Genomic DNA, 23,124 nt, shown 5'->3' on the forward strand with positions numbered 1-23,124 from the left:
AAAACAAACATGGCATCATAAAGTATTGAACACGCGCTGTTGAGTTCTCAAGAAACAACCGCTCACCGCATACAAGCTTCGAAATCCTTCGCGAAGCTCTTCGGCTGGGACGTTGTCGTTCTCCGCTGTTGTGCTCTCGAATCTACCAGAGTTTCGGACTGCCCTGATCCGCACCGAAGTGGGAGAGAAGTGGCCGAAACGCATCGGGAGTGCGAGAGCCGCGGGACCCGACCGCCCACCCGGTGAGGGTGTTCGGGGCTCGGCGCCCTGCGGTCTCAACGTTACACCGCTCCGGCGAGTGCTTCGAACGGTTTTCCCGAACCCGCCGCAGGGGCGTCGCCTGCGGGCCATCCAGCTGGCCTACCCCCCCCCAGGGCGCGGACCCCCTTGTCCGCCCGCTCCGGCGCAACGGCCCCGCCGCTGCGCAGCCGGCTTCGCTCCAGCGCCCGGGCGGCGCACGGTCCGCCTGCCCCCGAACCCGGCCGCACCACCCCGCCCTGTCCGCACCGCCTCCCCCGCCTCCCCCGCGCGCGGCGCGCGGGCACGGGCGCGGCAGGCGTACGCGCCCGTCCGACACCTCCGCGAATGGACGTCGAAGTCCCGCTCGCGTACCGTGATCCAGGACACATTTCGGACCGGTTTTTCGGGTTGCCGCCCGCAACCAGCGCCATCCCCGCCAGGCGCGAAAGCCGCGCGCCCCCAGGGCCCCGCTCACTGCCAGGGGTGGCCCGGACCACGAGACCGGGGCCATATCGATTACGGCACGGTTACCGAAACGGCTCTTCATCCGGTTTGTCGTGATTTACCGCGGGGCTAGGGTTCCTCCGTACCTGCGCAGCCCGCAGCACCATCTGCGCGGGACACCGCTCCCCCGCTCAGCAAGAAGGAGGTCTCGGTGGTAGCCACCGAACAGCGCCAGGCGACGTGGAAACAGGTCGGTCCCGGCATCGTCGTCGCCGCCACCGGGGTCGGCTCCGGCGACCTGGTCGCCACGCTCGTGGCCGGCAACAACTTCGGCTACGCGCTGCTCTGGGCCGTGATCGTCGGCTGCATCGTGAAGATCTCGCTCGCCGAGGCCACCGGCCGCTGGCACCTGGCCACCGGCCGGACGATCTTCGACGGCTGGAGCAGCCTCGGCAAGTGGACGATGTGGTACTTCGCCCCCTACATCGTCATCTGGGGCTTCGTCTACGGCGCCAGCGCCATGTCGGCCACCGCCCTCCCGCTCGCGGTCCTGTTCCCCGCTGTGCCGCTGGAAGCGTGGGCCATTCTCGCCGGTGTCAGCGGTCTGATCATCGTCGGCCTCAACCGCTACCTGGTCTTCGAGAAGATCATGACCGCGATGGTCGGCGTCATGTTCGTGACCGTCGTGGGCCTGGCCTTCGTCGTCGGCCCGAACTTCGTTGACGCGCTCAAGGGGCTCGTCCCGATGCTTCCGGAGGGCTCCGCCTTCTACACGATGGGCCTCGTCGGCGGCGTCGGCGGCACCATCACCATGGCGGCCTACGGCTACTGGGTGAACTCGAAGGGCTGGCGCGACGCCTCCTGGATGCGCATGATGCGGGTCGACAACCGCGTCGCCTACATCACCACCGGCATCTTCGTCATGGCGATGATGGTCGTCGGTGCCGAACTGCTCTACAACTCGGGCATCGCACTGGAGGAGAGCGACGAGGGCCTGCTCGCCCTCGGCGACGTCCTGAAGGAGCGCTACGGCACCGCCGTCTCCTGGATGTTCCTGCTCGGCTTCTTCTCCGCCGCCTACTCCTCCATCATCGGCGTGTGGAACGGCGTCAGCCTGATGTTCGCCGACTTCATCAACCACGTGCGCGGCCGCAAGAACGTGCCGCCGGAGGAGAACCAGCGGAGCTGGGCCTTCCGCGGCTACATGCTCTGGCTGACCTTCCCGCCGATGCTCCTGCTGCTGATCGGCAAGCCGATCCAGCTGGTCATCGCCTACGGCGTCCTCGGCGCGTTCTTCATGCCGTTCCTCGCCTTCACCCTGATGTACCTGCTCAACTCCTCGCGGGTTCCGCAGCAGTGGCGCAACGGCTGGGTGAGCAACGTCGGCCTCGGCATCGCCGGCTCGCTGTTCGTGGTGCTGTGCATCCACGAGCTCTGGGGCCAGGTCTCCGGCCTCCTCTAGGGCGCGCCCGAAGCAGTGCGGCCCCGGTCCGATCGGACCGGGGCCGCACTGCTGTGTCCGCATCAGACGCCGATCATCAGTACCGCGCCCGAGACCAGGGCGAACACCAGGACCGCGATACGCAGCCGGCGCGGGTCGAGCCAGCCGTGCAGCAGCCGGCTGAGAGCGGCGCCGACCACCAGCGGCGGCAGCATCAGCAGCGACGGCAGGAGCGCGCCGGTGCCCGCCTGTTCGGTGCCGAACAGCAGTGCAAGGGAGACGACCTCGCCCACGAGGAAGCACAGCGCCACCGTGGAGCGCAGCTCGGCGGGCGGCCGGTGCTGGTAGACGAGTGCGAGCGGCGGGCCGCCGACACCGGTCGCGGTCTCGGTGAGCCCGGTGACGGCGCCGGCGCCGATGTAGGCCGCGCGCCCCGGGGAGAACGCCGGAGCTGCCAGGCTGACCAGCGCCGCCAGCACGGTGGCCGCGCCGACGAGGAGGCCGAGGTGGGCCGCTGGGATCGCGGCCAGCAGCAGCGCCCCGGGCGGTGTCGCGGCGATGCGGGCGGCACTGATCCATCCGGCGCCGCGCAGGTCGATGGCCGACCGCTCGCGCAGCGCCACGTAGGCGTTCAGCGGGACCATCGTGATCAGCAGGAAGACCGGGAGCAGCCCCGGATCGACCAGGCCGGCAACCGGCGCGACGATGAGCGCGTAGCCCACGCCGCTGCCGCCCTGCACGAAGGCGGCCGCCAGCACCGTGACTGCCAGGACCGCCAGCCCTGCACCGGATGGCTCCACCGTTCCCGCCCTTCCTTCCCCGGGGTGGGTTCCCGTCCGTCTGCCGGATCTGAAGGGGCGGAGGGCGGGCCTCGGGCCGCCCCTGCCCGCCCGGCCTGCGCCCCCGCTCCCGGCAGGCACACCTGCCCGGCCCTGCGCCCCGCTGCGCACGTACTGCGGCCCCCCGGGCCGGTGGCTCAGGGGGCCGCGGACAGCGGGTGCCGGGCCGCGCCTACCGGGGCGCCGGGGCCAGCGCGCGGATGTGCTCGGCGATGAGCCGGAACGCCTTGCCGCGGTGGCTGATGGCGTTCTTCTCCGCGGCCGGCATCTCGGCGGTCGTCCGGTCCTCGCCGTCCGGCACGAACACCGGGTCGTAGCCGAAGCCGCCGCCGCCGTGCCGCTGGTGCACGACGCGGCCCCGCATCACGCCTTCGACGACCTTCTCGGTCCCGTCCGGGAGGACGAGCGCCGCGGCCGACACGAACTCGGCACCGCGCTGCCCGTCGGGCACCTCGGCGAGCTGGTCGAGGAGGAGGTCCAGGTTGGCCGCGTCCTTCGCCGCACGGCTGCCCCCGGCCTCGGCCCGCTCCGCCGCCTGGTCGCCGAACCTGCCGGACCAGCGGGCGCTGAGCACCCCGGGCATGCCGCCGAGGGCGTCGACCCGGAGCCCGGAGTCGTCGGCGACGGCGGGCAGCCCGGTGTAGGCGGCGATCGCACGCGCCTTGATCAGGGCGTTGCCGGCGAACGTCGGCTCGGTCTCGGCGGGCTCCGGCGCGCCGGGGTGCGCGCCCAGGTCGGTGACCTCGGCGTGCACACCGGACTCGGCGAGGATCGCCTGCATCTCCGGGACCTTCTTGGCGTTGTGCGTGGCCAGCACGAGCACCGGTGCGGCACTCATCCGGCGAGCGCCTTCTTCTGCAGCTCGGTGAGCTCGGCGCAGCCGCTGACAGCCAGGTCGAGGAGGCTGTCGAGCTCGGCGCGGTCGAACGGTGCCCCCTCGGCGGTGCCCTGCACCTCGACGAAGTCCCCGGTACCGGTGACGACGACGTTCATGTCGGTCTCGGCGACGGAGTCCTCGATGTAGTTGAGGTCCAGCCGCGGCGTGCCCTGCACGATGCCGACGCTGACCGCGGAGACCGAGCCGGAGAGCGGGTTGTTCTTGAGGTTGCGCTTCTTGCGCAGGTACTTGACGGCGTCGGCGAGCGCGACGTAAGCGCCGGTGATGGCCGCGGTGCGGGTGCCGCCGTCGGCCTGCAGCACGTCGCAGTCGAGGGTGATGGTGTGCTCGCCCATGGCCTTGAAGTCGACGACGGAGCGCAGCGACCGGCCGACGAGGCGGGAGATCTCATGGGTGCGGCCGCCGATCTTGCCCTTGACCGACTCGCGCGCACCGCGGGTGTCGGTGGACCGCGGCAGCATCGCGTACTCGGCGGTGACCCAGCCCTGGCCGGTGCCGCGGCGCCAGCGCGGGACGCCGTCCTCCACGGTGGCCGCGCACAGCACGCGGGTGTCGCCGAACTCGATGAGGGCGGACCCTTCGGCGTGCCGCAGCCAGTTGCGGGAGATGTTCACGGGGCGGAGTTGGTTCGGTGTGCGTCCATCAGGTCGGGCCATGCCCCGAGACTATCGCCGCGGGCCGACCGGGGCGGCCGGACCGCCGCGGCCGGCGGCGGGCGCCGCCGGCCCGGTCGGAGCCCGCTCTCCCGGCGGTCAGTACATGGTCTGCTCGTGCCTGCCGTGGTGCATGGGCCGCTCGGGCCCGCGCTCCTCGTCACCCGGCACCGGGGCCTCGTCGGAGTCCTTGCGCCCGGCGAGGTAGGCGGCCTGGTCGACGCGGCGCTCCTCGGCGCGCTCGGCCCTGCCTTCGGCGCTCCGCATCGCCATCCGCTCCGGCGCGGGCCAGCCGGCGGTCAGCGCGTAGATCACCAGGACGTCGACGGCGAGCACGGCCAGCGACCAGACTGGCAGCGCCGGAAGGAACGCCAGTTGCGCCAGCGCGTTGACGGCGACCACGACGACGCCGATGGCGCGTGCCCACATCTGCCCGCTGAAGACCGCGAGGCCGATCGCGATGAGCACGGCGCCCCAGGCGGCGAGGAGCGCGCCCCACAGGGCGTAGTCGAAGATGAGCAGCTCGGACTCTGCTCCCGTGAAGAAGGCGGGCCGCACCATGCCCACGAGCCCCTGGACGAGGTTGATCGCCCCCGCCAGCAGGATCATGGTCGCCGCGAAGACCTGCCATCCGCTGCGGTTCTGCATCTGCTTCCCCCTCCGCCGTGTGCCGCTGGCCGGTCCGGAGTGCCCGGAACGGCCGGTGCGGCGGGACCGTGGGTCACGATCGCCCTACGATGCGGCCCTGTTCCCCATGCCGCTCCACCCTCAGCGTGCAGGGCTCTGACCTGTGCTTCCACGCATGGATGGCCATGGTGCGGTAAAGCTCCCGCTACGGCCGCCGGTGTCGCGTGTGCCGGGGGCGCCTGGCACGATGGAGACCCCCTCCCTCCCCTCCCGCGGCCGCAGGCCGTGCCGATCGCAGAGGTCCCCGAGATGAGCGCGCGTGCCAGTGGTGTCCGGTGGAGCCGTACCCGGCGGTCCAGGGCAGGGCTGCTGCTCGCGGTCGCGGCGGTGACCGGCTGCGGAACGGCGCCGGAACCGGGTGCCGCGGCGGGCGGGGACTCGCCGTCTCCGTCCGCGCAGGAATCCCCGGCGGTCTGGGAGGGACTGGGCGGCTCGCCGCTGCCCTCCCCTGAGGCGCCGTCGAAGGCGCACGAGGGTTCCGCGGCGCCCGATGACTCCGGTGCTCCGCCGGAGGCCGAACCGGCCGCGATTCCGGACCGGTGCGGCGACGCCGGGGTGGACGGGGCCGCGGAGGACGCCTTCACCGGCCTGATCGAGGGCGACGCACAGTTCACCGAGGTCCGCTCGGAGACCGCGCTGGAGTGCTCCTGGGCCGGTTTCGGTGCGGACGGCAGCGAGGTCGTGATGGTCTCCTTCTCCTCGGAGAGCAGCCTGGTCTCCTCGGCCGGCGCGGTGCCCGAGGCGGCGGAGGGCGACCCGGCGTTCTTCACCACGCCCGCGGTCGCCGAGCTGGGCGGGGTCGGGCAGTGGGTGCCGGCGGAGATGTTCTCCCGGGTGCGGCTGCACTTCCCCGGCCTGCTGGTCACCGTTTCGGCCAACAGCGCGCGGATGGAGCAGGCGGGTCCGGAGGTCGTGGAGGCCGCGGTGTCGGCCGCGGAGACGGTGCTCGGCGAGGGCTCCGTCCCGGCGGACGGGGACTCGGCCGACGGCGACAGCGACAGCGACGACTAGCCGAGCCCTGCGGGCGTGCTCCGGCCCGGAGCCGTCCGTTCGCGGAGCGGCGCGCTTTCGCCGCTGCCCGCCGTCAGGACTGGACGAGCGCCTCCGCGCCGACCCGGTAGACCGCGCCGGGCCGGGCCAGCTCGACCGGGCCGCCGTAGGCCGACTGCGCCTCGCGCAGGGTCAGCGCGTCATCGTTCCACGGCACCAGGTGGGTCAGGACGAGCCGCCGCGCCCGCGCGCGCGCCGCGTGCTCCCCGGCTTCCCGGCCGGTGAGGTGCACACCCTGCGGGTTGTCGTGGTGGTCGTGGAAGGACGCCTCGCACAGGAACAGGTCGGCGTCAGCGGCGAGTTCGACGAGGGCGTCGCAGGCGGCGGTGTCTCCGCTGTAGGCGAGCGCCGCGCCGTCGTGCTCCAGGCGCAGCCCGAAGGCCTCGACCGGGTGGTTGACCGGCGCCGTGTGCGCGGTGAACGGGCCGATCCGGCGGGAGCCGGCGGACAGCTCGTAGAAGTCGAAGGTCTCCCGCATGCCGGGATCGGGGTCGAGGCCGTAGGCGGACGCCATCCGGTCGGCCACGCCGGGCGGGCCGTAGACGGGGATGCGCGGCTTGCGGCCGTCGTGCGGGTAGGTGCGCGCGACCCAGTAGGAGCAGAGGTCGAAGCAGTGGTCCGCGTGCAGGTGGCTCAGGTACACCGCGTCGACCGAGTAGATGTCGGCGTACTTCTGGAGGGCACCCAGAGCTCCGTTGCCGAGGTCGAGGAGCAGGCGGAAGCCGTCCGCCTCGACCAGATAGCACGAGGCGGGGCTGGCGGGTCCGGGAAAGCTTCCGGAGGAGCCGATGATCGTCAGTCGCACGTCGCTTCAGCCTTTTCGGTGGGATGCCTCCGCAGGGACCGCGGGGACGCGCGGGCGCCTCCGTGGTCTCCGTGTTACGGGTCTACCCCAATGACCGCTGCGGTGGTACCTAATGTGGCTCGCGTCTCACGCGTCGAGAATCACATGTGCAGCCGCGATACCCCGCAACATCGACATCGTCCCTGTTCAGAGCTTTACCGTGGCTACTGTCCGGTTCGGGCGAGCTGCCGCGACTGGGCCACCAGGTTTCCCTTCACATCCCACAACCACACGTTCTCGTCGAACCACCCGTCTCCGACGGCATCAGCGGACGCCCGAAACACGAGCGGCCCCGGGGCCGGAACTGCGCGCAGGTGCCAGGTGAGCTCCACCGTGGGAGCCCAGCGCCAGGAGCCGAACACCGTGACGACCGGGGGCAGGGCGTCGACGGCCATCGGCAGGAACAGCGCCGGGTCGGCCGGGTCCCCGCCGTCGGTCTCGCTGAGCCGCAGGTAGCCGTGGAGCTCGGGGACCGGCTCGGGGTCCTTTCCGGTGAGCCGGCGCCAGGTGGTCTCGGTGTAGAACTGGTCCACCCGGCTGGTGAAGCCCTCGGCGGGGGTGGCGCCGCGGCGCGGGTCGAAGCGGCGGCACTCCTCGATCGGCGGAACGTCGGGCGCCGGCAGGCCGTAGGTGTGCTCCGCACCGGAGAGCGCGGCCGCCGCGATGGTGCCGGCGACGAGGTCCTTGCCGTTCTGCCGGAGCGTGGCGCGCAGGGCGGTGACGGTGCGGCCGCGCTTCACCGGCTCGACCTCGGCCTCCGCGGCGCCGGGGGCGCCGGGGCGCAGGAAGTGGAAGGACGACGCGACGGCGTGGACCTGGCCTGCCTCGGCGCACTGCGGGTCGGCCAGCGCGGCGCGCTGCAGCACGGTCATGAGATAGCCGCCGTTCATGGCGGAACCGATGAGGTAGCCGGCGTCGAGGTCGGCGGTGAACCGGCCGGGCGCTGCGGCGCGGACCTCGGTGGCGGATTCGAATCGCGTCATGGGTCCATTGAACCGAACGGGGTTCGGGGCGGGCCACCCGGCCCCGGCGGCCGCTGCCGGCCCGCCCGCGGGACATGCGGCAGTGGCGGCGCAGGCGCGTCCGGGCCCGCCCCGGGGAGGAGCGGGCCCGGACGCGCCGCGAGCGGAGCGGGGCCGGCGCACACGGCCGGCCCTGCCGGCGGGCGGTCCCCGCTCAGGCCCAGAGCTGGCCTTCGATGCGCTCCTCGGCTTCGTCGAGGGTGCCCTCGTAGGCTCCGGTGGACAGGTACTTCCACCCGCCGTCGGCGACGGTGAACGCGATGTCGGCGCGCTCACCCGCCTTGGCGGCCTTCGCGGCCATGCCGAGCGCGGCGTGCAGGGCACCGCCGGTGGAGATGCCGGCGAAGATGCCCTCCTTCTCCAGCAGCTCGCGCGTGCGCCGCAGCGCCGCCTCTCCGGGCACGGAGAACCGCGTGGTGAGCACGTCGGCGTCGTAGAGCTCGGGGACGAACCCCTCGTCGATGTTGCGCAGGCCGTAGACGAGTTCGCCGTAGCGCGGCTCGGCGGCCACGATCTGCACCCGGGGCACGTGCTCCCGCAGGTACCGGCCGACGCCCATCAGGGTTCCGGTCGTACCGAGCCCGCCCACGAAGTGGGTGATCTCCGGCAGGTCGGCAAGCAGCTCGGGCCCGGTGGAGTCGTAGTGCGCCTGCGCGTTGGCGGGGTTGCCGTACTGGTAGAGCATGACCCAGTCGGGGTGCTCTTCGGCCATCCGCTTGGCGACGCGCACCGCCTCGTTGGAGCCGCCCTGGGCCGGCGAGGAGTGGATCTCCGCGCCCCACATCCGGAGCAGCTGGCGGCGCTCCTCGGAGGTGTTCTCCGGCATCACGCACACCATCCGGTAGCCGCGCAGCTTGGCGACCATGGCCAGCGAGATCCCGGTGTTGCCCGAGGTGGGCTCCAGGATGGTGCAGCTGGGGGTGAGCAGCCCGTCCTTCTCCGCCTGTTCGATCATCGCGAAGGCGGCGCGGTCCTTGATGGACCCGGTCGGGTTGCGGTCCTCCAGCTTGGCCCAGAGGCGGACCTCGGGCGAGGGAGAGAGGGCGGGCAGCCCCACGAGGGGGGTGCCGCCCACCGAGTCGAGCAGGGAGTCGTAGCGCATCGCGGTCAGCGCATACCGCCGGCGACGGCCGGCAGGACGGTGACGGTGTCGCCGTCGGCGACCGGCGCCTCGATCCCGCCGAGGAACCGGACGTCCTCGTCGTTGAGGTAGACGTTCACAAAGCGGCGCAGCTTGCCGTTGTCCACCAGCTTCTCCCCGATGCCGGGGTGCCGGCTGTCCAGGTCGCTGATGAGCTCGCTGAGGGTCGTCCCCGTGCCTTCGACGGCCTTCGCGCCGTCGGTCAGGTTGCGCATGATGGTGGGGATGCGGACCTCGGTGGCCATGGCGTGTACTCCTCGCTGGCGGCGTGTTCGCGCGCGGCCGTCGGCTGCGGCCGCGCGGTGCCCTGGGGCACGGTGTTCTGCTGCGTTGTGTCCACCGCGGAACCGGGTCCGCGGCGGTCGCGCTGGTGTCAACCGGGCCGGGCGGCGGTTGATTCCTGACCCGGTCGGTGGGATTGCTCTCGACGCAGGGCGGGGGCGGGGGGCGGGAGGCGGTAGCGGTACGGGCTCCGCGGGAGCGGCCGCTGCGGCGTGCATGCCGCGGCGGGCGGGCCCCTACGCGCCGTCGACCTCGACCGGCTCCTCGGTGACCTCGCCGTCGACGATCCGGTAGGAGCGGAACTCGATGGTGTCCGGTGCGGCCTCCGGGTCGCGGGTGGAGACCAGCACGTAGTGCGCGTTGGGCTCGGAGGCGTAGGAGATGTCGGTGCGCGAGGGGTAGGCCTCGGTGGCGGTGTGGGAGTGGTAGACGACGACGGGTTCCTCGTCGTTGTCGTCCATCTCCCGCCACACCTTCAGCTGCTCCATGGAGTCGAAGCGGTAGAAGGTGGGCGACCGCTCGGCGTTGGCCATCTCGACGAGCCGCTCCGGACGGTCCGAGCCCTCGGGCCCGGCGACGATGCCGCATGCCTCGTCGGGGTGGTCGCGGCGCGCGTGCGCGACGATCGCGTCGCGGATCGCGCGGTTGATCCTCAGCATGGCTTCAGCCTAGCCCAGAATGTTCCCTACCCACCCACTAGGTAGGAGACTTTCGCGGCACCGCCGACCTGGACGATCAGCGGACGCGAAACCGGCCGGTGCCGGATCGGTGAGCGGTCGCGCACGCGTCAGCGCATCCGCAGCAGGGACTGCACGAGCGTCTCCTGGAGGCCGCCGAGCCACTCGTAGACGTCCAGGGCCGCCGCGTCGGCCTCGCCGGAGCCGGTACCGCGCACGCTGGTGGCGCCGCCCTCCTCCTCGACGCCGAGCCGGGTGCCCAGCGCGATCCGGACGTCGTTGAGCGCCTTCATCCAGGCGTGCGCCTCCTCGGGCCCGAGCACCAGTTCACCGCCGCGCCGGGGCAGCTCGGCCACCCCGCGCACCACGGTCTGGGCGTTCTCCCTCTTGTGGCGCCTCAGGTCGCCCTCGGTGTACCGGCGGAAGTCGCTGTTCGCCTCGGCGGCGTCGGGCTGGCCGTCCCGGCCGGGCCCGCTCTCGCCGCCGCCGTCCGGCGCGGCGCCCCCCGGTTCGGTGTAGGCGTCCGGGAGCAGCCGCGCGAGCACCGGGTCCTCGGGGCGCTCGGTACCGCCGTCGATACCGACCAGGGCGGCCAGATCGTCGCCCCCGCCCCCCGGCTCCTCCACCAGCCCGAGCACGAGCTCGGCCATGGAGCGCAGCACGGCCGCCTCGTCGGCGTCCAGCCGGACGCTCACCCCGCCGCGCACCGGGCGGAATCCCCGCGTCATCTAGGTGTCCTTCTTCAGTGTGGCCCACAGGCCGTAGGTGTGCAGCACCGCGACGTCCCGCTCCATCTCCTCGCGGGAGCCGGTGGAGACGACCGCGCGCCCCTTGTGGTGCACGTCGAGCATGAGCTTGTGCGCCTTGCGCTTGGAGTAGCCGAAGACGGCCTGGAAGACGTAGGTGACGTAGGACATCAGGTTCACCGGGTCGTTCCACACGATCGTCACCCACGGGACGTCCGGGAGGACGTCCTCCGTGGTCTCGGGCCGCTCGAGCTCGACCGGTGCCGGTGCGGTCGGCATGGGTCGCTCACCTCTCCAGGTCGCTTCTCGCCACCATTGTCCCACTCTCCACGGCGGCGCGCCCCGGCCGGACGCGCCGCGAGTGCGCGGTCCGGGGTATTTTGTTCCTCTCAGACACAAACGAGGCTGGACCCCATGACCGACGCCATGTCCGACGCCGCACCCGAGCACTTCGGGCCCGCGTCCGCCACAACCGCCCTGCTCACCGACCAGTACGAGCTGACGATGCTGGAAGGGGCGCTGCGCAGCGGCGTGGCCGGGCGGCGCTCCGTGTTCGAGGTCTTCGCCCGCCGGCTGCCCGGCGCGCGCCGCTACGGCGTGGTGGGCGGGACCGGCCGCTTCCTCGACGCGCTGTCCCGATTCCGCTTCGCAGACGACGACCTGCAGTTTCTGGCCGACAGCAGGGTCGTCGACGACGCCACCCTGCAGTGGCTGGCCGACTACCGGTTCCGCGGCAGCGTGTGGGGCTACGGCGAGGGCGAGGCGTACTTCCCCGGCTCGCCGATCCTGGTGGTGGAGGGAACCTTCGCCGAGGCGGTGCTGCTGGAGACTGTCGCCCTGTCGATCTACAACCACGACTCGGCGGTGGCCACCGCGGCGTCCCGGATGGCGCGGGCCGCGCAGGGGCGGCCGCTGATCGAGATGGGATCGCGCCGAACGCACGAGGAGGCGGCCGTCGCCGCCGCCCGCGCGGCGCACATCGCGGGCTTCGACACCACCTCGAACCTCCAGGCGGGCCGCCGGCACGGGATTCCGACTGCGGGTACCAGCGCGCACGCCTTCATGCTGCTGCACGACAGCGAGCGGCGCGCCTTCCAAGCGCAGCTGGACGCACTGGGCGAGAGCACGACGCTGCTGGTGGACACCTTCGACGTCGAGCGCGCCGTGCGCACCGCGGTGGAGCTGGCCGGGCCGAAGCTCGGCGGGGTGCGCATCGACTCCGGAGACCTGGGCTCGACGGCCGCCCAGGTGCGCGCGCAGCTCGACGAACTGGGGGCGACGGAGACGCGCATCGTCGTCACCGGAGACCTCGACGAGTACTCCATCCAGGCGCTCGCCATCGCCCCGGTGGACGGCTACGGAGTGGGGACCTCGCTGGTCACCGGTTCCGGGTCGCCCACGGCGTCGCTGGTGTACAAGCTCGTCGCGCGGGCCCGCGGCCCGGAGCCGGACGCACCGCTGGAGCCGGTCGCCAAGCGCTCGGTCGGCAAGCCGAGCCGCGGCGGGCGCAAGTGGGCGGTGCGCACACTGGATGAGCACGGCACCGCCACCGCCGAGATCGTCGCCGACTACCCGGTGCCGGAGCGGCCCTGCGCCCGTCCGCTGCTGCAGCAGCTGGTGGCGGACGGGGAGATCGTCGGCGCCGAGCCGGTGGCTGCGGCCCGCGACCGGCACGCCCGCTCGGTGGCAGAGCTGCCGCCGACGTCGGCGCAGATGTCGCGCGGCGAGCCGGTGCTGCCCACGGTGTTCGAGCAGCGCGCGAACGATTAGGGCGGGGCGTTGCCCGCGGGCGGCGTCCGCAGCCAGCGGTGCCCGAGGTTCGCCCGGGGAGAACACAGCGAGGGACCGGCCAGGACTGCACGCCGCAGGGCAGCGGTCCGCCGGACATGACGGAGCAGCGCCGGACCCGGTGGGTGCCGCGCGCGGGAGAGGGGAACGCCGGGATGGATGCCACCGCGGACACGCAGGACACCGGAGACGGGGGCGCGCGGGCGCTGATCGTCGTCGACGTGCAGAACGACTTCTGTGAGGGCGGCAGCATGGGCGTGGCCGGCGGCGCGGCCGTCGCCTCGGCCGTCACCGCCTTCATCGAGCGCCACCGGGGCGACTACGCGGCCGTTGCGGCGACCCGCGACCACCACGTCGATCCGGGGGAGCACTTCTCGGAGACGCCGGACTTCGTCGACAGCTGGCCCCGGCACTGCGTCGTGGGCACCGAGGGCGCTGCCTTCCACCCCGGGTTCGACGCCTCCGCGGCCGACGCGGTGTTCAGCAAGGGGGCCTACACCGCGGCCTACAGCGGCTTCGAAGGCGCCGACGAGGCGGGCCGGTCGCTGGAGGGGTGGCTGCGCGCGGCCGGCGTCGGGTCGGTGGACGTCGTCGGGATCGCCACCGACCACTGCGTGCGGGCGACGGCGCTGGACGCGGCGCGCGCCGGCTTCGCCACCCGCGTACTGCTCGACCTGACGGCCGGCGTTGCGCCCGCCACCATCGACGCCGCGCTGTCCGAACTGGACGGCGCCGGCGTCGCCCTCGAAGGGGCGCCGGTCACCGGCTGAGCCCGGCCGCGCGGGAGGGCGGGCCGCACGGCCGGGCCCTCCCGGTCAGAGGCGGGAGAGCAGGGTGCGCAGGATGTCGGCCGCGCGCGTCCAGAGCAGGGAGCCGCCCTCCCCCGGAACCAGGTGGCGGCGGGCGCCCGCGATACGGCTGGTGAGCAGGGCCGCCTGGTCCGGGGAGTGGAACGCGTCCAGCTCTCCGTACCAGACGTCGGTGGGGACGGCGGCCTGTTCGGGTGCCGGGTTCCAGCGGCCGGAGGCCAGGACGGTGTCGCGCGCGTACCCGGCACCGCCGCCGGCGAAGCCCTCCTCCAGTGCGCGCCGGTAGGCCGCAGCGAAGGCGGGGGCGCGGTAGACGGCCGCGTCGCGTTCGGGGGCGTGTGCGGTGACCAGGTCCCACATGCCGTCGGGGCCCAGCGCCGCCAGGTCGCGCCCGGCACGGTCCGGGTCGGCGGCCACGGCGTCGCGCAGGCCCCGCGCACCGGGGTCGAGGAGGCCGGCCAGGCCGGGGTGGGCGACCTCGTCGGCGGGCGCGACCAGGGCCAGCGCGCGCGCCGCGCCGGTCGCCGCGCAGGCGAGGGCGAATGGAGCGCCCTGGGAATTGCCCACCACGGCGGGACGGCCGGTCCCCAGGCGGTCCGCGAGCACGCGGGCGTCGGCGGCGAAGTCCGCGGCGGTCCGGCCGGGAGCCGGGTCCGAGCCGCCCAGGCCGGGCCGGTCCACCGAGATCAGGTGGACGCCGAGTCCGGCGAGCAGGTGGGTGCCGAATCCCAGGGAGCTGCCGGTCGCGGCGCCGGGGCAGAGCAGGACGGGGGTTCCGCCCGGCTCGCCCCAGGAGCTCCACGCCAGTGCGCGGCCGTCCGGCAGGGTGAGCACACCGGTGCTCTCGGGCTCATCGACTCCGAATTCCATGCCGGCAGGCTAGACGGCCCGCGCCGCTCCGACCAGCGGTTTTCCCCGGTGCAGGAGGGACGGCGGGAAGGGTCCCGCCGCCCCTGCCGCGGTGCGGCTCAGGCCGCTCCGGCAGTGGCCCGGACGGCAGGGACGGCGCGGACGCCGATGTCCGCAAGCGCGGGGCCGGAGGCCGCCCGGGACATCACGCGGCGATGCCGATGGCGCTGCGGACCTCGGCCAGGGTCGCGGAGGCGCGGGCGCGGGCGCGTTCGGCGCCGTCGGCGAGGATCGCGTCGAGGTCACTGCCGGGCTCGACGAGGGCGTCGTAGCGCTCCCGCATCGGGCCGAAGACCCCGTTCAGGACCTCGAACAGCTCGTTCTTGACGTCGCCCCAGCCGGTTCCGCCGGCCTCCAGGCGCTTGCGGACATCGGCGGTGCGGTCGGCGTCGGCGAAGTGCGCGATCAGCTGGAACACCGCGGAGGTGTCGGGGTCCTTGGGCTCTTCGACCGGCGTGGAGTCGGTCGGGATGCGGCGGACGAGCTTCTTGAGCTTGTTCTCCGGCAGGAACAGCGGGATGTGGTTGTCGTAGGACTTGCTCATCTTGCGGCCGTCGGTGCCCGGCAGCAGAGCGCTTTCGCCCTCGGGGTAGGAGCCCTTCGGGATCGGGAAGGCGAAGGCCGCGCCGTAGAGGTGGTTGAACGAGCCGGCGATGTCGGCGGTGTACTCGATGTGCTGGCGCTGGTCCGGGCCGACGGGAACGACGTCGGCCTGCATCGCGAGGATGTCGGCGGCCATCAGCAGCGGGTAGTTGAACAGGCCCATGTTGATGCCCGCGTCGAGGTCGGAGCTGCCGGCCTCGGCGTTGCGGTCGCGGGCGGCCTTGTAGGCGTGCGCCCGGTTCATCAGGCCCTTCGCGGTGACCGAGGCCAGGACGGTGGTCAGTTCGAAGATCTCCGGCACGTCGGACTGCCGGTAGAGGAGGGTGCGGTGCGGGTCCAGCCCGCAGGCGAGCCAGGTGGAGGCGACCGAGCGGACGTCGGCGCGGAGCTTCGCCGGGTCCTTGACCGAGTTGAGCGAGTGGTAGTCGGCGAGGAAGTAGAGCGCCTCATGCGTCTGCGCCGCTTCCAGGGCCGGCTGGATCGCTCCGATGTAGTTGCCGAGGTGGGGCATCCCCGACGTCTGGATCCCGGTGAGGTAGGTCGTGCTGGCTGCCATGCACGCAGTGTATCGGCGCGCGCAGCGAGGGAGCCCCGCCGGACGGCGGGACCCCCTCAGTGCGGTGCTGCTCTGCGGCGGCCGCTCCCCCGCCGCGGCGCGGGCGGTGCGGCGCCGGTGCGCGCGGCTGGCTACAGCGCCCCCCGCGCCCGGAACGCATGCCAATGATCAGCCATCCGATCCGCCCGACCCTGCGTGAACCCACTCATCCAGGCGTCGTCGGCGCAGTACAGCAACACTGCATCCATGAAGTTGTCCACCGGACCCTCCACTACAACGCCCCCCGCGCCCGGAACGCATGCCAATGATCAGCCATCCGATCCGCCTGACCCTGGGTGAACTCGCTCATGCAGGCGTCGTCGCTGTAATCCATGAAGTTGTTCACCGGGTCCTTGCCCGCCTTGTCCGGGCACGTGTCGTTGCCCTCGGGGCAGCCGCTGGACTGCTCCCGCTGGTAGGGCGTGTCGTCGACGTAGTCTCCGGGCGCGCTGCAGCCGTTCTGGAAGGTGTGGAAGAGGCCCAGCCAGTGGCCGGTCTCGTGGGTGGCGGTGTGGCCGAGGTCGTACTTCTCGCGGCCGCCGCCGGGCACCGTCCGGTAGTCGATGACGACGCCGTCCTGGTCGGCGTTCTCGCCGAACTCCTGCGGGAACGTGGATTGGCCGAGGACGCCGCGGCCCATGTCGGTGGTGTAGAGGTTGAGCGTCTCCGCCCCGCCGGTGTGCAGCGCCGACCGCGCCTCGGCGCCGTGCTCGGCGAAGCCGGTGAACCAGTTGTCGTCGGCGGTGCGGGTGACGTCGGACAGGGTGAAGCTGAAGCCGGTGTCGGCGCCGCCGTAGCCGCCGCTGAACGCCTTGTTCATGACGTCGACCTGCTCTTGCAGCACCGAGTCGGCGACGTCGCCGGTGCCGTCGGCCGCGGTGATCACGTGCACCGCGACGTCGACGTCCGCGCCGCCGTCCCGGTGCGGGACCCGCGCTTCCTCCAGCATTCGCTGGTACTCGGCGGCCTGCTGCGAGGTGATGCTGTGCTCGTCGCGTTCGCCGCCGGCGGTGCGGCGGTCGCCCTCCGGCGGACACTCCTGCACGGCCGGTGCTGCGGCGGCGGGCGCCGCAGCGGTGCGCTCGGCGGTCGGCACCGGCCCGGCCGCAGCGGCGGGCACGGGCGCGCCGGCGATGGTCAGCGCCACCAGTCCGGCGGCGCCGGCTCCCAGTCCGAGCCATGTCGCGGGCCCTGCGGGCCGCCCGGTGCGCCGCGCGCACCCCGTCCGCGGCGCGGCCTCCGGCCCTGCCGCCCGCCCGGTCGCATTCGCATCATGGGTCATAACAACCGACGGTAGCCATCTCACTACGCTTCGGACATATGCGACACGCGACGGCGGTGCGCGCGGTTCCTCTTTTGCCCTCCGATTCCCCTGGGGGACGGGGGCTCCCGGGGACAGGCACGGGTCAGGCGGCCGGGCGCCCGCAGCCCCGGGCGTTCAGCGGCCGGTGGCCCAGGCGCGGAGCCTGTCGATGCGGCCCTGGATCTGGTCGGCGGTCGCCTGCGCGATGGGCGGACCGCCGCACGCCCGGCGCAGCTGGTTGTGGATCATGCCGTGCGGCGTGCCGGTGCGGTGGTGCCAGGCGCCGACCAGGCCGTTGAGCTCCTTGCGCAGCTCCGCGCTGCGCTCGTGCTCCAGCGGCTCCGACGCCGCGGGGGCGACCTTCTCCGCCGCCTTCTGGTCGGACTTGCGCTTGCGCAGCAGCTGGGCGACCTGCTCGGGTTCGAGCAGTCCCGGCAGTCCGAGGAAGTCCTCCTCCTCGGGCGAGCCGGGGGCGCCGCCGCCGAACTCCGAGCCGTCGTAGAGCGCCCGGTCGAATTCGGCGGACGCCTCCATCGTCTCGAACGGCAGCTCCTCGCCGGCGTCCGGGGTGTCGCGCTTCTTGCGCGCCTCGTCGATCAGATCCTGCTCGGGGTCGCCGTCCTCGCCGACCGGGCGGTCCAGCGCGTGGTCGCGCTCGCGCTCCATCTCACCCGCGTAGCCGAGCAGGGTGGGCACCGACGGCAGGAAGACCGACGCGACCTCACCGCGCCGCCGCGTCCGCACGAAGCGCCCGACGGCCTGGGCGAAGAACAGCGCGGTGCTGGTGGAGGTGGCGTAGACGCCCACCATCAGGCGCGGCACGTCGACACCTTCGGAGACCATCCGCACCGCGACCATCCAGCGGTCGTCGGACTCGGCGAAGCGGCTGATCTTCTTGGATGCGGCCGGGTCGTCGGAGAGCACCACGGTGGCGCCCTGGCCGGTGATGGAGCGCAGGATGCGGGCGTAGGCGCGGGCCGCCTCGTGGTCGGTGGCGATGACCAGGCCGCCCGCGTCGGGGCTGGCGTTGCGGACTTCGGTGAGGCGGCGGTCGGCGGCGGCGAGGACCTTCTTGATCCAGTCGCCCTTGGGGTCGAGCGCCGCACGCCACGCCTGGGCGAGCGCGTCGGGGGTGAGCGGCTCGCCGAGGCGGGCGGCCAGCTCGTCGCCGGCCCGGCTGCGCCAGCGCATCTCGCCCGAGTAGGCCATGAAGATGACCGGGCGGACGACCCCGTCGGCGAGCGCGGGGGCGTAGCCGTAGCTGTAGTCCCACGAGCAGCGCCGGATGCCCTGGCCGTCCTGCACGTAGTCGACGAACGGGATCGGGTTGACGTCGGTCCGGAACGGAGTGCCGGTGAGCGAGAGCCGGCGCGCGGCCGGGTCGAACGCCTCGCGGACCGCGTCGCCCCAGGACAGCGCGTCGCCGGCGTGGTGCACCTCGTCGAAGATGACGAGGGTGCGCCGCGTCTCGGTGCGGTTGCGGTGCAGCATGGGGTGCGCGGCGACCTGGGCGTAGGTGACGGCGGCGCCGGTGAAGTGCCGGCCCAGCGCGCCCTGGCCGTTCTTGAAGTCGGGGTCGATGGCGATCCCGAACCGGGCCGCGGCCTGCGCCCACTGCTTCTTCAGGTGCTCGGTCGGGCAGACGACGGTGATGGCCCGCACCGCATGCCGGGCCAGCAGCTCGGCGGCCAGCGTCAGCGCGAAGGTGGTCTTGCCCGCTCCCGGAGTCGCGACCGCGAGGAAGTCCCTGGGCTCGCGCCGGAAGTACTCGTCGAACGCCTCCCGCTGCCAGCTGCGCAGCCCGGTGAGGCGCTCGGCCGTGCTCGTCTGCACTGCCGTCATGCGTTCGATCCCCCATTGCTCACTCGGACGAGGGTATCCGGCGCCGCCCGCAGGTGGGTGAAGGCAGCCAGCCGCGTCCGGCTGCTGCGCACCGGCCCCCGGGGGCGCTCGGGGCGCCGGGGTACTGCGCTGCCTGGGCGGTGAGCGGGCGCGGCGGTGCCCGCGGCGGCGGGGCGCCGCCGGCGAGTGGCGTTGGCCACCCGGGCGGTTCGCGCCGCTCCGCTCGGGAGCGCGGGCGCCCGCAGCGGCGCCCAGGGCTCCGGGGAGGCGGCCGGTCCGGGCGCGCCCCTGCCGCCCGCGGCCCCGCCGGTCAGCCGGGGGCGGGCGCGCCGCCGGTGTCGACGGCTCCGTCGTTGAAGGGCATGTAGGGGTCGGCCCAGGGGAACACCACGGTCCACAGCAGGTAGGCGGCGGCACCGAGCAGAACGAGCATGACGAGCAGCTTCACCGGGGCGGGGCCCGGAATGATCCGCCAGATCAGTCCGTACACGGGACTACTCCCCCTCTCCGGCGGACCCGCCGCCCTCGTCGTCCTCCGGAGCCATGTGCGCGATGTTGTCCGGCATGCCCTGGTCCTTGGGGCGGGTGTCGGACAGCTCGGCGTGCACGATGAGCCGGTGCGTGTTGTTGAGCTTGGGGGCGCAGGTGGTGAGGGTGAGCAGGGACCGCTGCGGGTCGTCGTTGTTCTCGGCGTCGTAGGGGTCGGGGTCGACCACCTCGACCTGGTCCGGGGTGACCGTGACCTCGTCGACGACCTCGTAGGTGTAGAAGTTGTCCTGGTCTTCGAGGACGATCTCGGAGCCGTCCTGAAGCAGGTCGAGGTCCCAGAAGATGCCGGGCGTGCGGTGGCCGGCGACCGCGTAGTTGCCGGCCTCGCCTGCTGCGGTGGAGTCGCCGCCGGCGATGTCGTCGTCGCTGTAGTGGCCGGGGCTGTACTTGATGTCGTCCGGCTGGACGCCGTTGACCACGACCCAGTCCAGGTCCAGATCGGGGATGTACATCCGGCTGTTGGCCGCTCCCGGGAGCGTCTCGGAGTCGGGCCCGGCCTCCCAGGTCTCCTCCAGGCCCTGCGCGAGCTGGTCCTGCTCGCGGTCGGTCTCGGCCTGCTTGCCGTAGACCTGGTAGGCGGCGAAGAACAGCATGACCACACCGGCCGTGAACATGAGCTCGCCGATGAACCGCAGTACACCGCGGGCGACGTCGCCGCCAGTGGGGCCGCCCGAGGGGCGCCTGCGCCGACCGCGCCCCCGGCCTCCGCCGCGCGCACCCGACCCGCCCTCGGCGCGCCGGTGCGCACCGCGCTCGCTGGTGGAGACCATGTGCCCTACCCCGTTCTCGGCGTCGTATCGGAGCGTATCGTGCCGCACGGGGCGCGGCAGGCACAAAACCGCACAGCCGCCCCCGGTGTGGACAACGCAGGCGCTCCGCGGCGCGGGTCGGGCGGCGGCTCCGAGGCGCCCGCCGCACGGCGGCGGGCGGCGCGGTCCAGCCGCCGGGAGCGTGCTCCGGCACGCTCCGGCCCGGCTGCGTCAGCGGGGCAGGGGCCTACTTGGTCATCTCCTCGTAGATCCGCTTGCAGTCGGGGCAGACCGGGAACTTCTTCGGGTCCCGGTTGGGCACCCAGACCTTGCCGCACAGGGCGATGACCGGTGCACCGGTGACCGCGCTCTCGGTGATCTTGTCCTTCTGCACGTAGTGCGCGAACCGCTCGCGGTCACCGTCGTCGTGCGAGATGTCCGGGCGGGTCTCGCTCTCCGGCACGACCTTGTTCAGCACGTCCATGGCCATCGGGCCTCACACCTCCTCGTTCGGCCCTCCACGGTATCCGCACCCGCGGGGAGCCGGGCCGCTTCGCCTGCGGCGGCGTCAGTTCAGCGAGGGGTCGTCGGGCAGGGTCGCGACGAGCGCGAGGTCACCGCCCTGCCGGCGCAGCACCCGGGACCAGAGGGTTTCCGGTGCGGCAGAGAAGACGTCGTCGGGCTCGGCGGACAGCACGTACCAGGCGCCGCCGGCGATCTCCTCTCCGAGCTGGCCCTCGCCCCAGCCGGCGTAGCCCGCGAAGATCCGGAACCGGCCCAGTCCGCCGCCGACCACTTCCGGCGGCGCGTCGAGGTCGACGACGCCGAACCGGGCGCCCGTTCCGGCCGCGGCAGATCCGGCGGCGGGGCCGGCGGCACCGTTGGGGCCGGGCTCTTCCACCGCACCGCCCGGCGCGCCGGGGCCGCCGGGCTCCTCCGCCTGCACGGGCTCACCGGTCTCCTCGAACACCTCGGGCTCTTCGGGCTCCGCCGGCGCCTCGAAGCCGCCCGGCCCGCCGAAGTCCACGATCCCGCCGGGCTCGCCGGGAACCCCGGGCCCTTCCGGATCTGCGGGCTCTCCGCCGGACTCCTCGGCGCAGTCCTCCAGGGCGCGCCAGCCGAGCGGCTCGGGCTCGTCTCCGGGCAGGCCGATCGCCAGTCCCGAGCCGGCGCCGACCGGTCCCCCGTCGAACATGACCGCCGGAGCGCTGGCGAAGGCGCTCCAGCCCGCCAGTACCTCGTCGACCGGCAGGGCCGACGGGCGGTTGACGACGACGCCGAGCGTGCCGTCGGCGTCGTCGTCGACGATCAGCACGACCGCCCGCCGGAAGTGGGGGTCCTCCAGTGCCGGGGTCGCCACCAGCAGGCGCCCGGTGAGGTTCTGGTCCTTCATACCCGCTGGTCTACCCCGGCATCCCGGGCCGGAACGGCTGCACCCCGGTCTCGGGGGGGGCAGCTGTTCCCGCAGTGCGCGGCTACTCGGTGCCGGCGCCGTTGCGGACCGCGGCGTCGCGCACGGCCGCGGCGACGGCCTGGGACAGGCCGGTGTGGAAGACGCTGGGCACGATGTAGTGCGGGCCGAGCTCGTCGTCGGTGACCGCACCGGCGAGCGCGTCCGCGGCAGCGACCATCATGTCCGAGTCGACGCTGTGGCTCTGCGCGTCGAGCAGCCCGCGGAAGAACCCCGGGAAGACCAGCACGTTGTTGATCTGGTTGGGGTAGTCGCTGCGGCCGGTGGCCACGACCGACGCGTGCAGGTGGGCGACGTCCGGGTCGACCTCGGGGTCGGGGTTGGCCAGCGCGAAGATGATCGAGTCCTCGTTCATCTCGGCGATGTCCTCGCCGGAGAGCACGTTGGGCGCCGAGACGCCGATGAAGACGTCGCCGCCGGCGACGGCGCCGCTCAGCGGGCCGGCGTAGCCCTCGGGGTTGGTGTTCTCCGCGATCCACTGCAGGTTCGGGTCGGTGTCGCCGCGGTCGCGGTGCACGGCGCCGTTGACGTCGCAGACCACGATGTGCTTGGCGCCGGCGTGCATCAGCAGCTTGAGGATGGCGGTGCCGGCCGCGCCGGCGCCGGACATGGTGATCCGGACGTCGGCGAGCTCCTTGCCGACAACGCGCAGCGCGTTCTTCAGCGCGGCGAGCACGACGATCGCGGTGCCGTGCTGGTCGTCGTGGAAGACCGGGATGTCGAGCAGCTCGCGCAGCCGGGCCTCGACCTCGAAGCAGCGCGGCGCGGAGATGTCCTCCAGGTTGATGCCGCCGAAGCCGGGGGCGATGACCTGGACGGTGCGGACGATCTCGTCGACGTCCTGGGTGTCCAGCGCGATGGGCCAGGCGTCGATGTCGGCGAAGCGTTTGAACAGCGCCGCTTTGCCCTCCATGACCGGCATGGACGCCTCGGGGCCGATGTTGCCCAGGCCCAGCACGGCAGAGCCGTCGGTGACGACGGCGACGGTGTTGCGCTTGACGGTGAGCCGCCGGGCGTCCTCCTTGTTGGCGGCGATCGCCTGGGAGACGCGGGCCACGCCGGGGGTATAGGCCATGGACAGCTCGTCGCGGTTGCGCAGCGGCACCTTCGACTTCATCTCGATCTTGCCGCCGAGGTGCATGAGGAAGGTGCGGTCGCTGACCTTGTGGACCGTGACGCCTTCCAGCGCGCCGAGCGCGTCGACGATGCCCTGGGCGTGGTCGGTGTCGCGGGCCGCGCAGGTCACGTCGATGCGGATCCGCTCGTGGGCCGCCTGAGCGACGTCGAGTGCCGTGATGACGCCACCCACCTGCTCGACCGCGTTGGTGAGGCTGCCGACGGCGGTGCCGTGGCCGTCCAGTTCGAGGCGGACCGTTATCGAGTAGGAGACGCTGGGAAGGGTGGCCACGGATAGCTCCTCTATGTCATGTCTGCCGCGCATCGACGCCGCGACCGGCTCAGTCGCGCGCCGCCGTGCACCGCCGCGGCCTGGCTGGGGCCGCGGGTCCGGACGTCGTGTCCCGTCCGGGGCGCCGGGGAAGG

General features: G+C 73.0%; 23 protein-coding genes and 2 pseudogenes. 4 read left to right on the top strand and 21 right to left on the bottom strand.

Translation table 11 applies throughout. The annotated features are described in order from the left end of the window. The first annotated feature begins 895 nt into the window (after window positions 1–895). Complete coding sequence (locus ACYVGT_RS23165) at window positions 896–2,146, top strand: Nramp family divalent metal transporter (RefSeq protein ID WP_460862206.1); 1,251 nt, start codon at window positions 896–898, stop codon at window positions 2,144–2,146. Window positions 2,147–2,208: 62 nt separating this feature from the next. Here the strand turns inward: ACYVGT_RS23165 and ACYVGT_RS23170 are convergent, their stop codons facing one another. From ACYVGT_RS23170 to ACYVGT_RS23185, 4 genes are all read right to left on the bottom strand, one after another. After that, window positions 2,209–2,925, bottom strand: coding sequence for a sulfite exporter TauE/SafE family protein (locus ACYVGT_RS23170; RefSeq protein WP_460862208.1), 717 nt, complete (start codon window positions 2,923–2,925; stop codon window positions 2,209–2,211). Window positions 2,926–3,136: 211 nt separating this feature from the next. After that, the gene (gene rdgB / locus ACYVGT_RS23175) at window positions 3,137–3,802 is read right to left on the bottom strand and encodes an RdgB/HAM1 family non-canonical purine NTP pyrophosphatase (RefSeq protein ID WP_460862210.1); all 666 of its coding nucleotides are present in this window, start codon (window positions 3,800–3,802) and stop codon (window positions 3,137–3,139) included. After that, window positions 3,799–4,518 carry a ribonuclease PH gene (gene rph, locus ACYVGT_RS23180; RefSeq protein ID WP_460862211.1) on the bottom strand — a complete coding sequence of 240 codons (720 nt, stop codon included), beginning with the start codon at window positions 4,516–4,518 and terminating at the stop codon, window positions 3,799–3,801. Before rph ends, rdgB begins: the two co-directional genes overlap by 4 nt. A gap of 96 nt (window positions 4,519–4,614) precedes the next feature. After that, the gene (locus tag ACYVGT_RS23185; RefSeq protein WP_460862214.1) at window positions 4,615–5,163 is read right to left on the bottom strand and encodes a DUF7144 family membrane protein; all 549 of its coding nucleotides are present in this window, start codon (window positions 5,161–5,163) and stop codon (window positions 4,615–4,617) included. A 288-nt stretch (window positions 5,164–5,451) separates the two neighbouring features. Between ACYVGT_RS23185 and ACYVGT_RS23190 the strand changes: the two genes are divergently transcribed. Then, window positions 5,452–6,213 carry a hypothetical protein gene (locus ACYVGT_RS23190; RefSeq protein WP_460862215.1) on the top strand — a complete coding sequence of 254 codons (762 nt, stop codon included), beginning with the start codon at window positions 5,452–5,454 and terminating at the stop codon, window positions 6,211–6,213. A 73-nt stretch (window positions 6,214–6,286) separates the two neighbouring features. Here ACYVGT_RS23190 and ACYVGT_RS23195 read toward each other — a convergent pair whose 3' ends face one another. The 7 genes from ACYVGT_RS23195 to clpS form a co-directional block, all read right to left on the bottom strand. Further along, window positions 6,287–7,057 (bottom strand): MBL fold metallo-hydrolase, encoded by a 771-nt coding sequence (locus ACYVGT_RS23195; RefSeq protein ID WP_460862217.1) that lies wholly within the window; start codon window positions 7,055–7,057, stop codon window positions 6,287–6,289. A 203-nt stretch (window positions 7,058–7,260) separates the two neighbouring features. Beyond that, window positions 7,261–8,079 (bottom strand): thioesterase family protein, encoded by an 819-nt coding sequence (locus ACYVGT_RS23200; RefSeq protein ID WP_460862218.1) that lies wholly within the window; start codon window positions 8,077–8,079, stop codon window positions 7,261–7,263. A gap of 193 nt (window positions 8,080–8,272) precedes the next feature. Continuing rightward, window positions 8,273–9,220 carry a PLP-dependent cysteine synthase family protein gene (locus ACYVGT_RS23205; protein ID WP_460862220.1) on the bottom strand — a complete coding sequence of 316 codons (948 nt, stop codon included), beginning with the start codon at window positions 9,218–9,220 and terminating at the stop codon, window positions 8,273–8,275. A 5-nt stretch (window positions 9,221–9,225) separates the two neighbouring features. After that, entirely contained in the window at window positions 9,226–9,504 is a 279-nt protein-coding gene (locus ACYVGT_RS23210) for a MoaD/ThiS family protein (RefSeq protein WP_460862221.1), read from the bottom strand. 273 nt (window positions 9,505–9,777) lie between these two features. After that, window positions 9,778–10,200 carry a M67 family metallopeptidase gene (locus ACYVGT_RS23215; protein ID WP_460862225.1) on the bottom strand — a complete coding sequence of 141 codons (423 nt, stop codon included), beginning with the start codon at window positions 10,198–10,200 and terminating at the stop codon, window positions 9,778–9,780. A gap of 128 nt (window positions 10,201–10,328) precedes the next feature. Further along, the gene (locus ACYVGT_RS23220; protein ID WP_460862228.1) at window positions 10,329–10,946 is read right to left on the bottom strand and encodes a DUF2017 domain-containing protein; all 618 of its coding nucleotides are present in this window, start codon (window positions 10,944–10,946) and stop codon (window positions 10,329–10,331) included. Next, window positions 10,947–11,243 (bottom strand): ATP-dependent Clp protease adapter ClpS, encoded by a 297-nt coding sequence (gene clpS, locus ACYVGT_RS23225; protein WP_460862230.1) that lies wholly within the window; start codon window positions 11,241–11,243, stop codon window positions 10,947–10,949. A gap of 135 nt (window positions 11,244–11,378) precedes the next feature. Here clpS and ACYVGT_RS23230 point away from each other — a divergent pair, with 135 nt between their 5' ends. Both ACYVGT_RS23230 and ACYVGT_RS23235 read left to right on the top strand, forming a co-directional pair. Further along, window positions 11,379–12,734 carry a nicotinate phosphoribosyltransferase gene (locus tag ACYVGT_RS23230; RefSeq protein WP_460862231.1) on the top strand — a complete coding sequence of 452 codons (1,356 nt, stop codon included), beginning with the start codon at window positions 11,379–11,381 and terminating at the stop codon, window positions 12,732–12,734. Between the two features lie 173 nt (window positions 12,735–12,907). Continuing rightward, window positions 12,908–13,522, top strand: coding sequence for an isochorismatase family protein (locus ACYVGT_RS23235; protein ID WP_460862232.1), 615 nt, complete (start codon window positions 12,908–12,910; stop codon window positions 13,520–13,522). Between the two features lie 45 nt (window positions 13,523–13,567). Here ACYVGT_RS23235 and ACYVGT_RS23240 read toward each other — a convergent pair whose 3' ends face one another. From ACYVGT_RS23240 to ACYVGT_RS23285, 10 genes and pseudogenes are all read right to left on the bottom strand, one after another. Continuing rightward, window positions 13,568–14,431, bottom strand: coding sequence for an alpha/beta fold hydrolase (locus tag ACYVGT_RS23240; RefSeq protein ID WP_460862234.1), 864 nt, complete (start codon window positions 14,429–14,431; stop codon window positions 13,568–13,570). Between the two features lie 184 nt (window positions 14,432–14,615). Further along, window positions 14,616–15,629, bottom strand: a complete 1,014-nt coding sequence (locus ACYVGT_RS23245; RefSeq protein ID WP_460862236.1) for a tryptophan--tRNA ligase — start codon at window positions 15,627–15,629, stop codon at window positions 14,616–14,618. Window positions 15,630–15,900: 271 nt separating this feature from the next. Beyond that, complete coding sequence (locus ACYVGT_RS23250) at window positions 15,901–16,950, bottom strand: zinc metalloprotease (protein ID WP_460862239.1); 1,050 nt, start codon at window positions 16,948–16,950, stop codon at window positions 15,901–15,903. Between the two features lie 156 nt (window positions 16,951–17,106). Next, entirely contained in the window at window positions 17,107–18,813 is a 1,707-nt protein-coding gene (locus tag ACYVGT_RS23255; protein ID WP_460862242.1) for a DEAD/DEAH box helicase, read from the bottom strand. A 310-nt stretch (window positions 18,814–19,123) separates the two neighbouring features. Further along, a complete protein-coding gene (locus tag ACYVGT_RS23260; RefSeq protein ID WP_460862243.1) occupies window positions 19,124–19,303 on the bottom strand; it encodes a hypothetical protein in 180 nt (59 codons plus the stop codon). A 4-nt stretch (window positions 19,304–19,307) separates the two neighbouring features. Next, a complete protein-coding gene (locus ACYVGT_RS23265) occupies window positions 19,308–20,132 on the bottom strand; it encodes a class E sortase (protein WP_460862245.1) in 825 nt (274 codons plus the stop codon). A 226-nt stretch (window positions 20,133–20,358) separates the two neighbouring features. After that, window positions 20,359–20,601, bottom strand: coding sequence for a DUF3039 domain-containing protein (locus tag ACYVGT_RS23270; protein ID WP_460862246.1), 243 nt, complete (start codon window positions 20,599–20,601; stop codon window positions 20,359–20,361). Window positions 20,602–20,679: 78 nt separating this feature from the next. After that, a pseudogene (locus ACYVGT_RS23275) lies at window positions 20,680–20,940 on the bottom strand (YqgE/AlgH family protein); the annotation flags it as partial. Between the two features lie 273 nt (window positions 20,941–21,213). Further along, window positions 21,214–21,504, bottom strand: a pseudogene (locus ACYVGT_RS23280) (YqgE/AlgH family protein); the annotation flags it as partial. An 82-nt stretch (window positions 21,505–21,586) separates the two neighbouring features. Beyond that, entirely contained in the window at window positions 21,587–22,990 is a 1,404-nt protein-coding gene (locus tag ACYVGT_RS23285; protein ID WP_460862249.1) for a malic enzyme-like NAD(P)-binding protein, read from the bottom strand. Window positions 22,991–23,124: the final 134 nt, after the last annotated feature.

The sequence above is a fragment of the Nocardiopsis coralliicola genome, assembly GCF_054779695.1.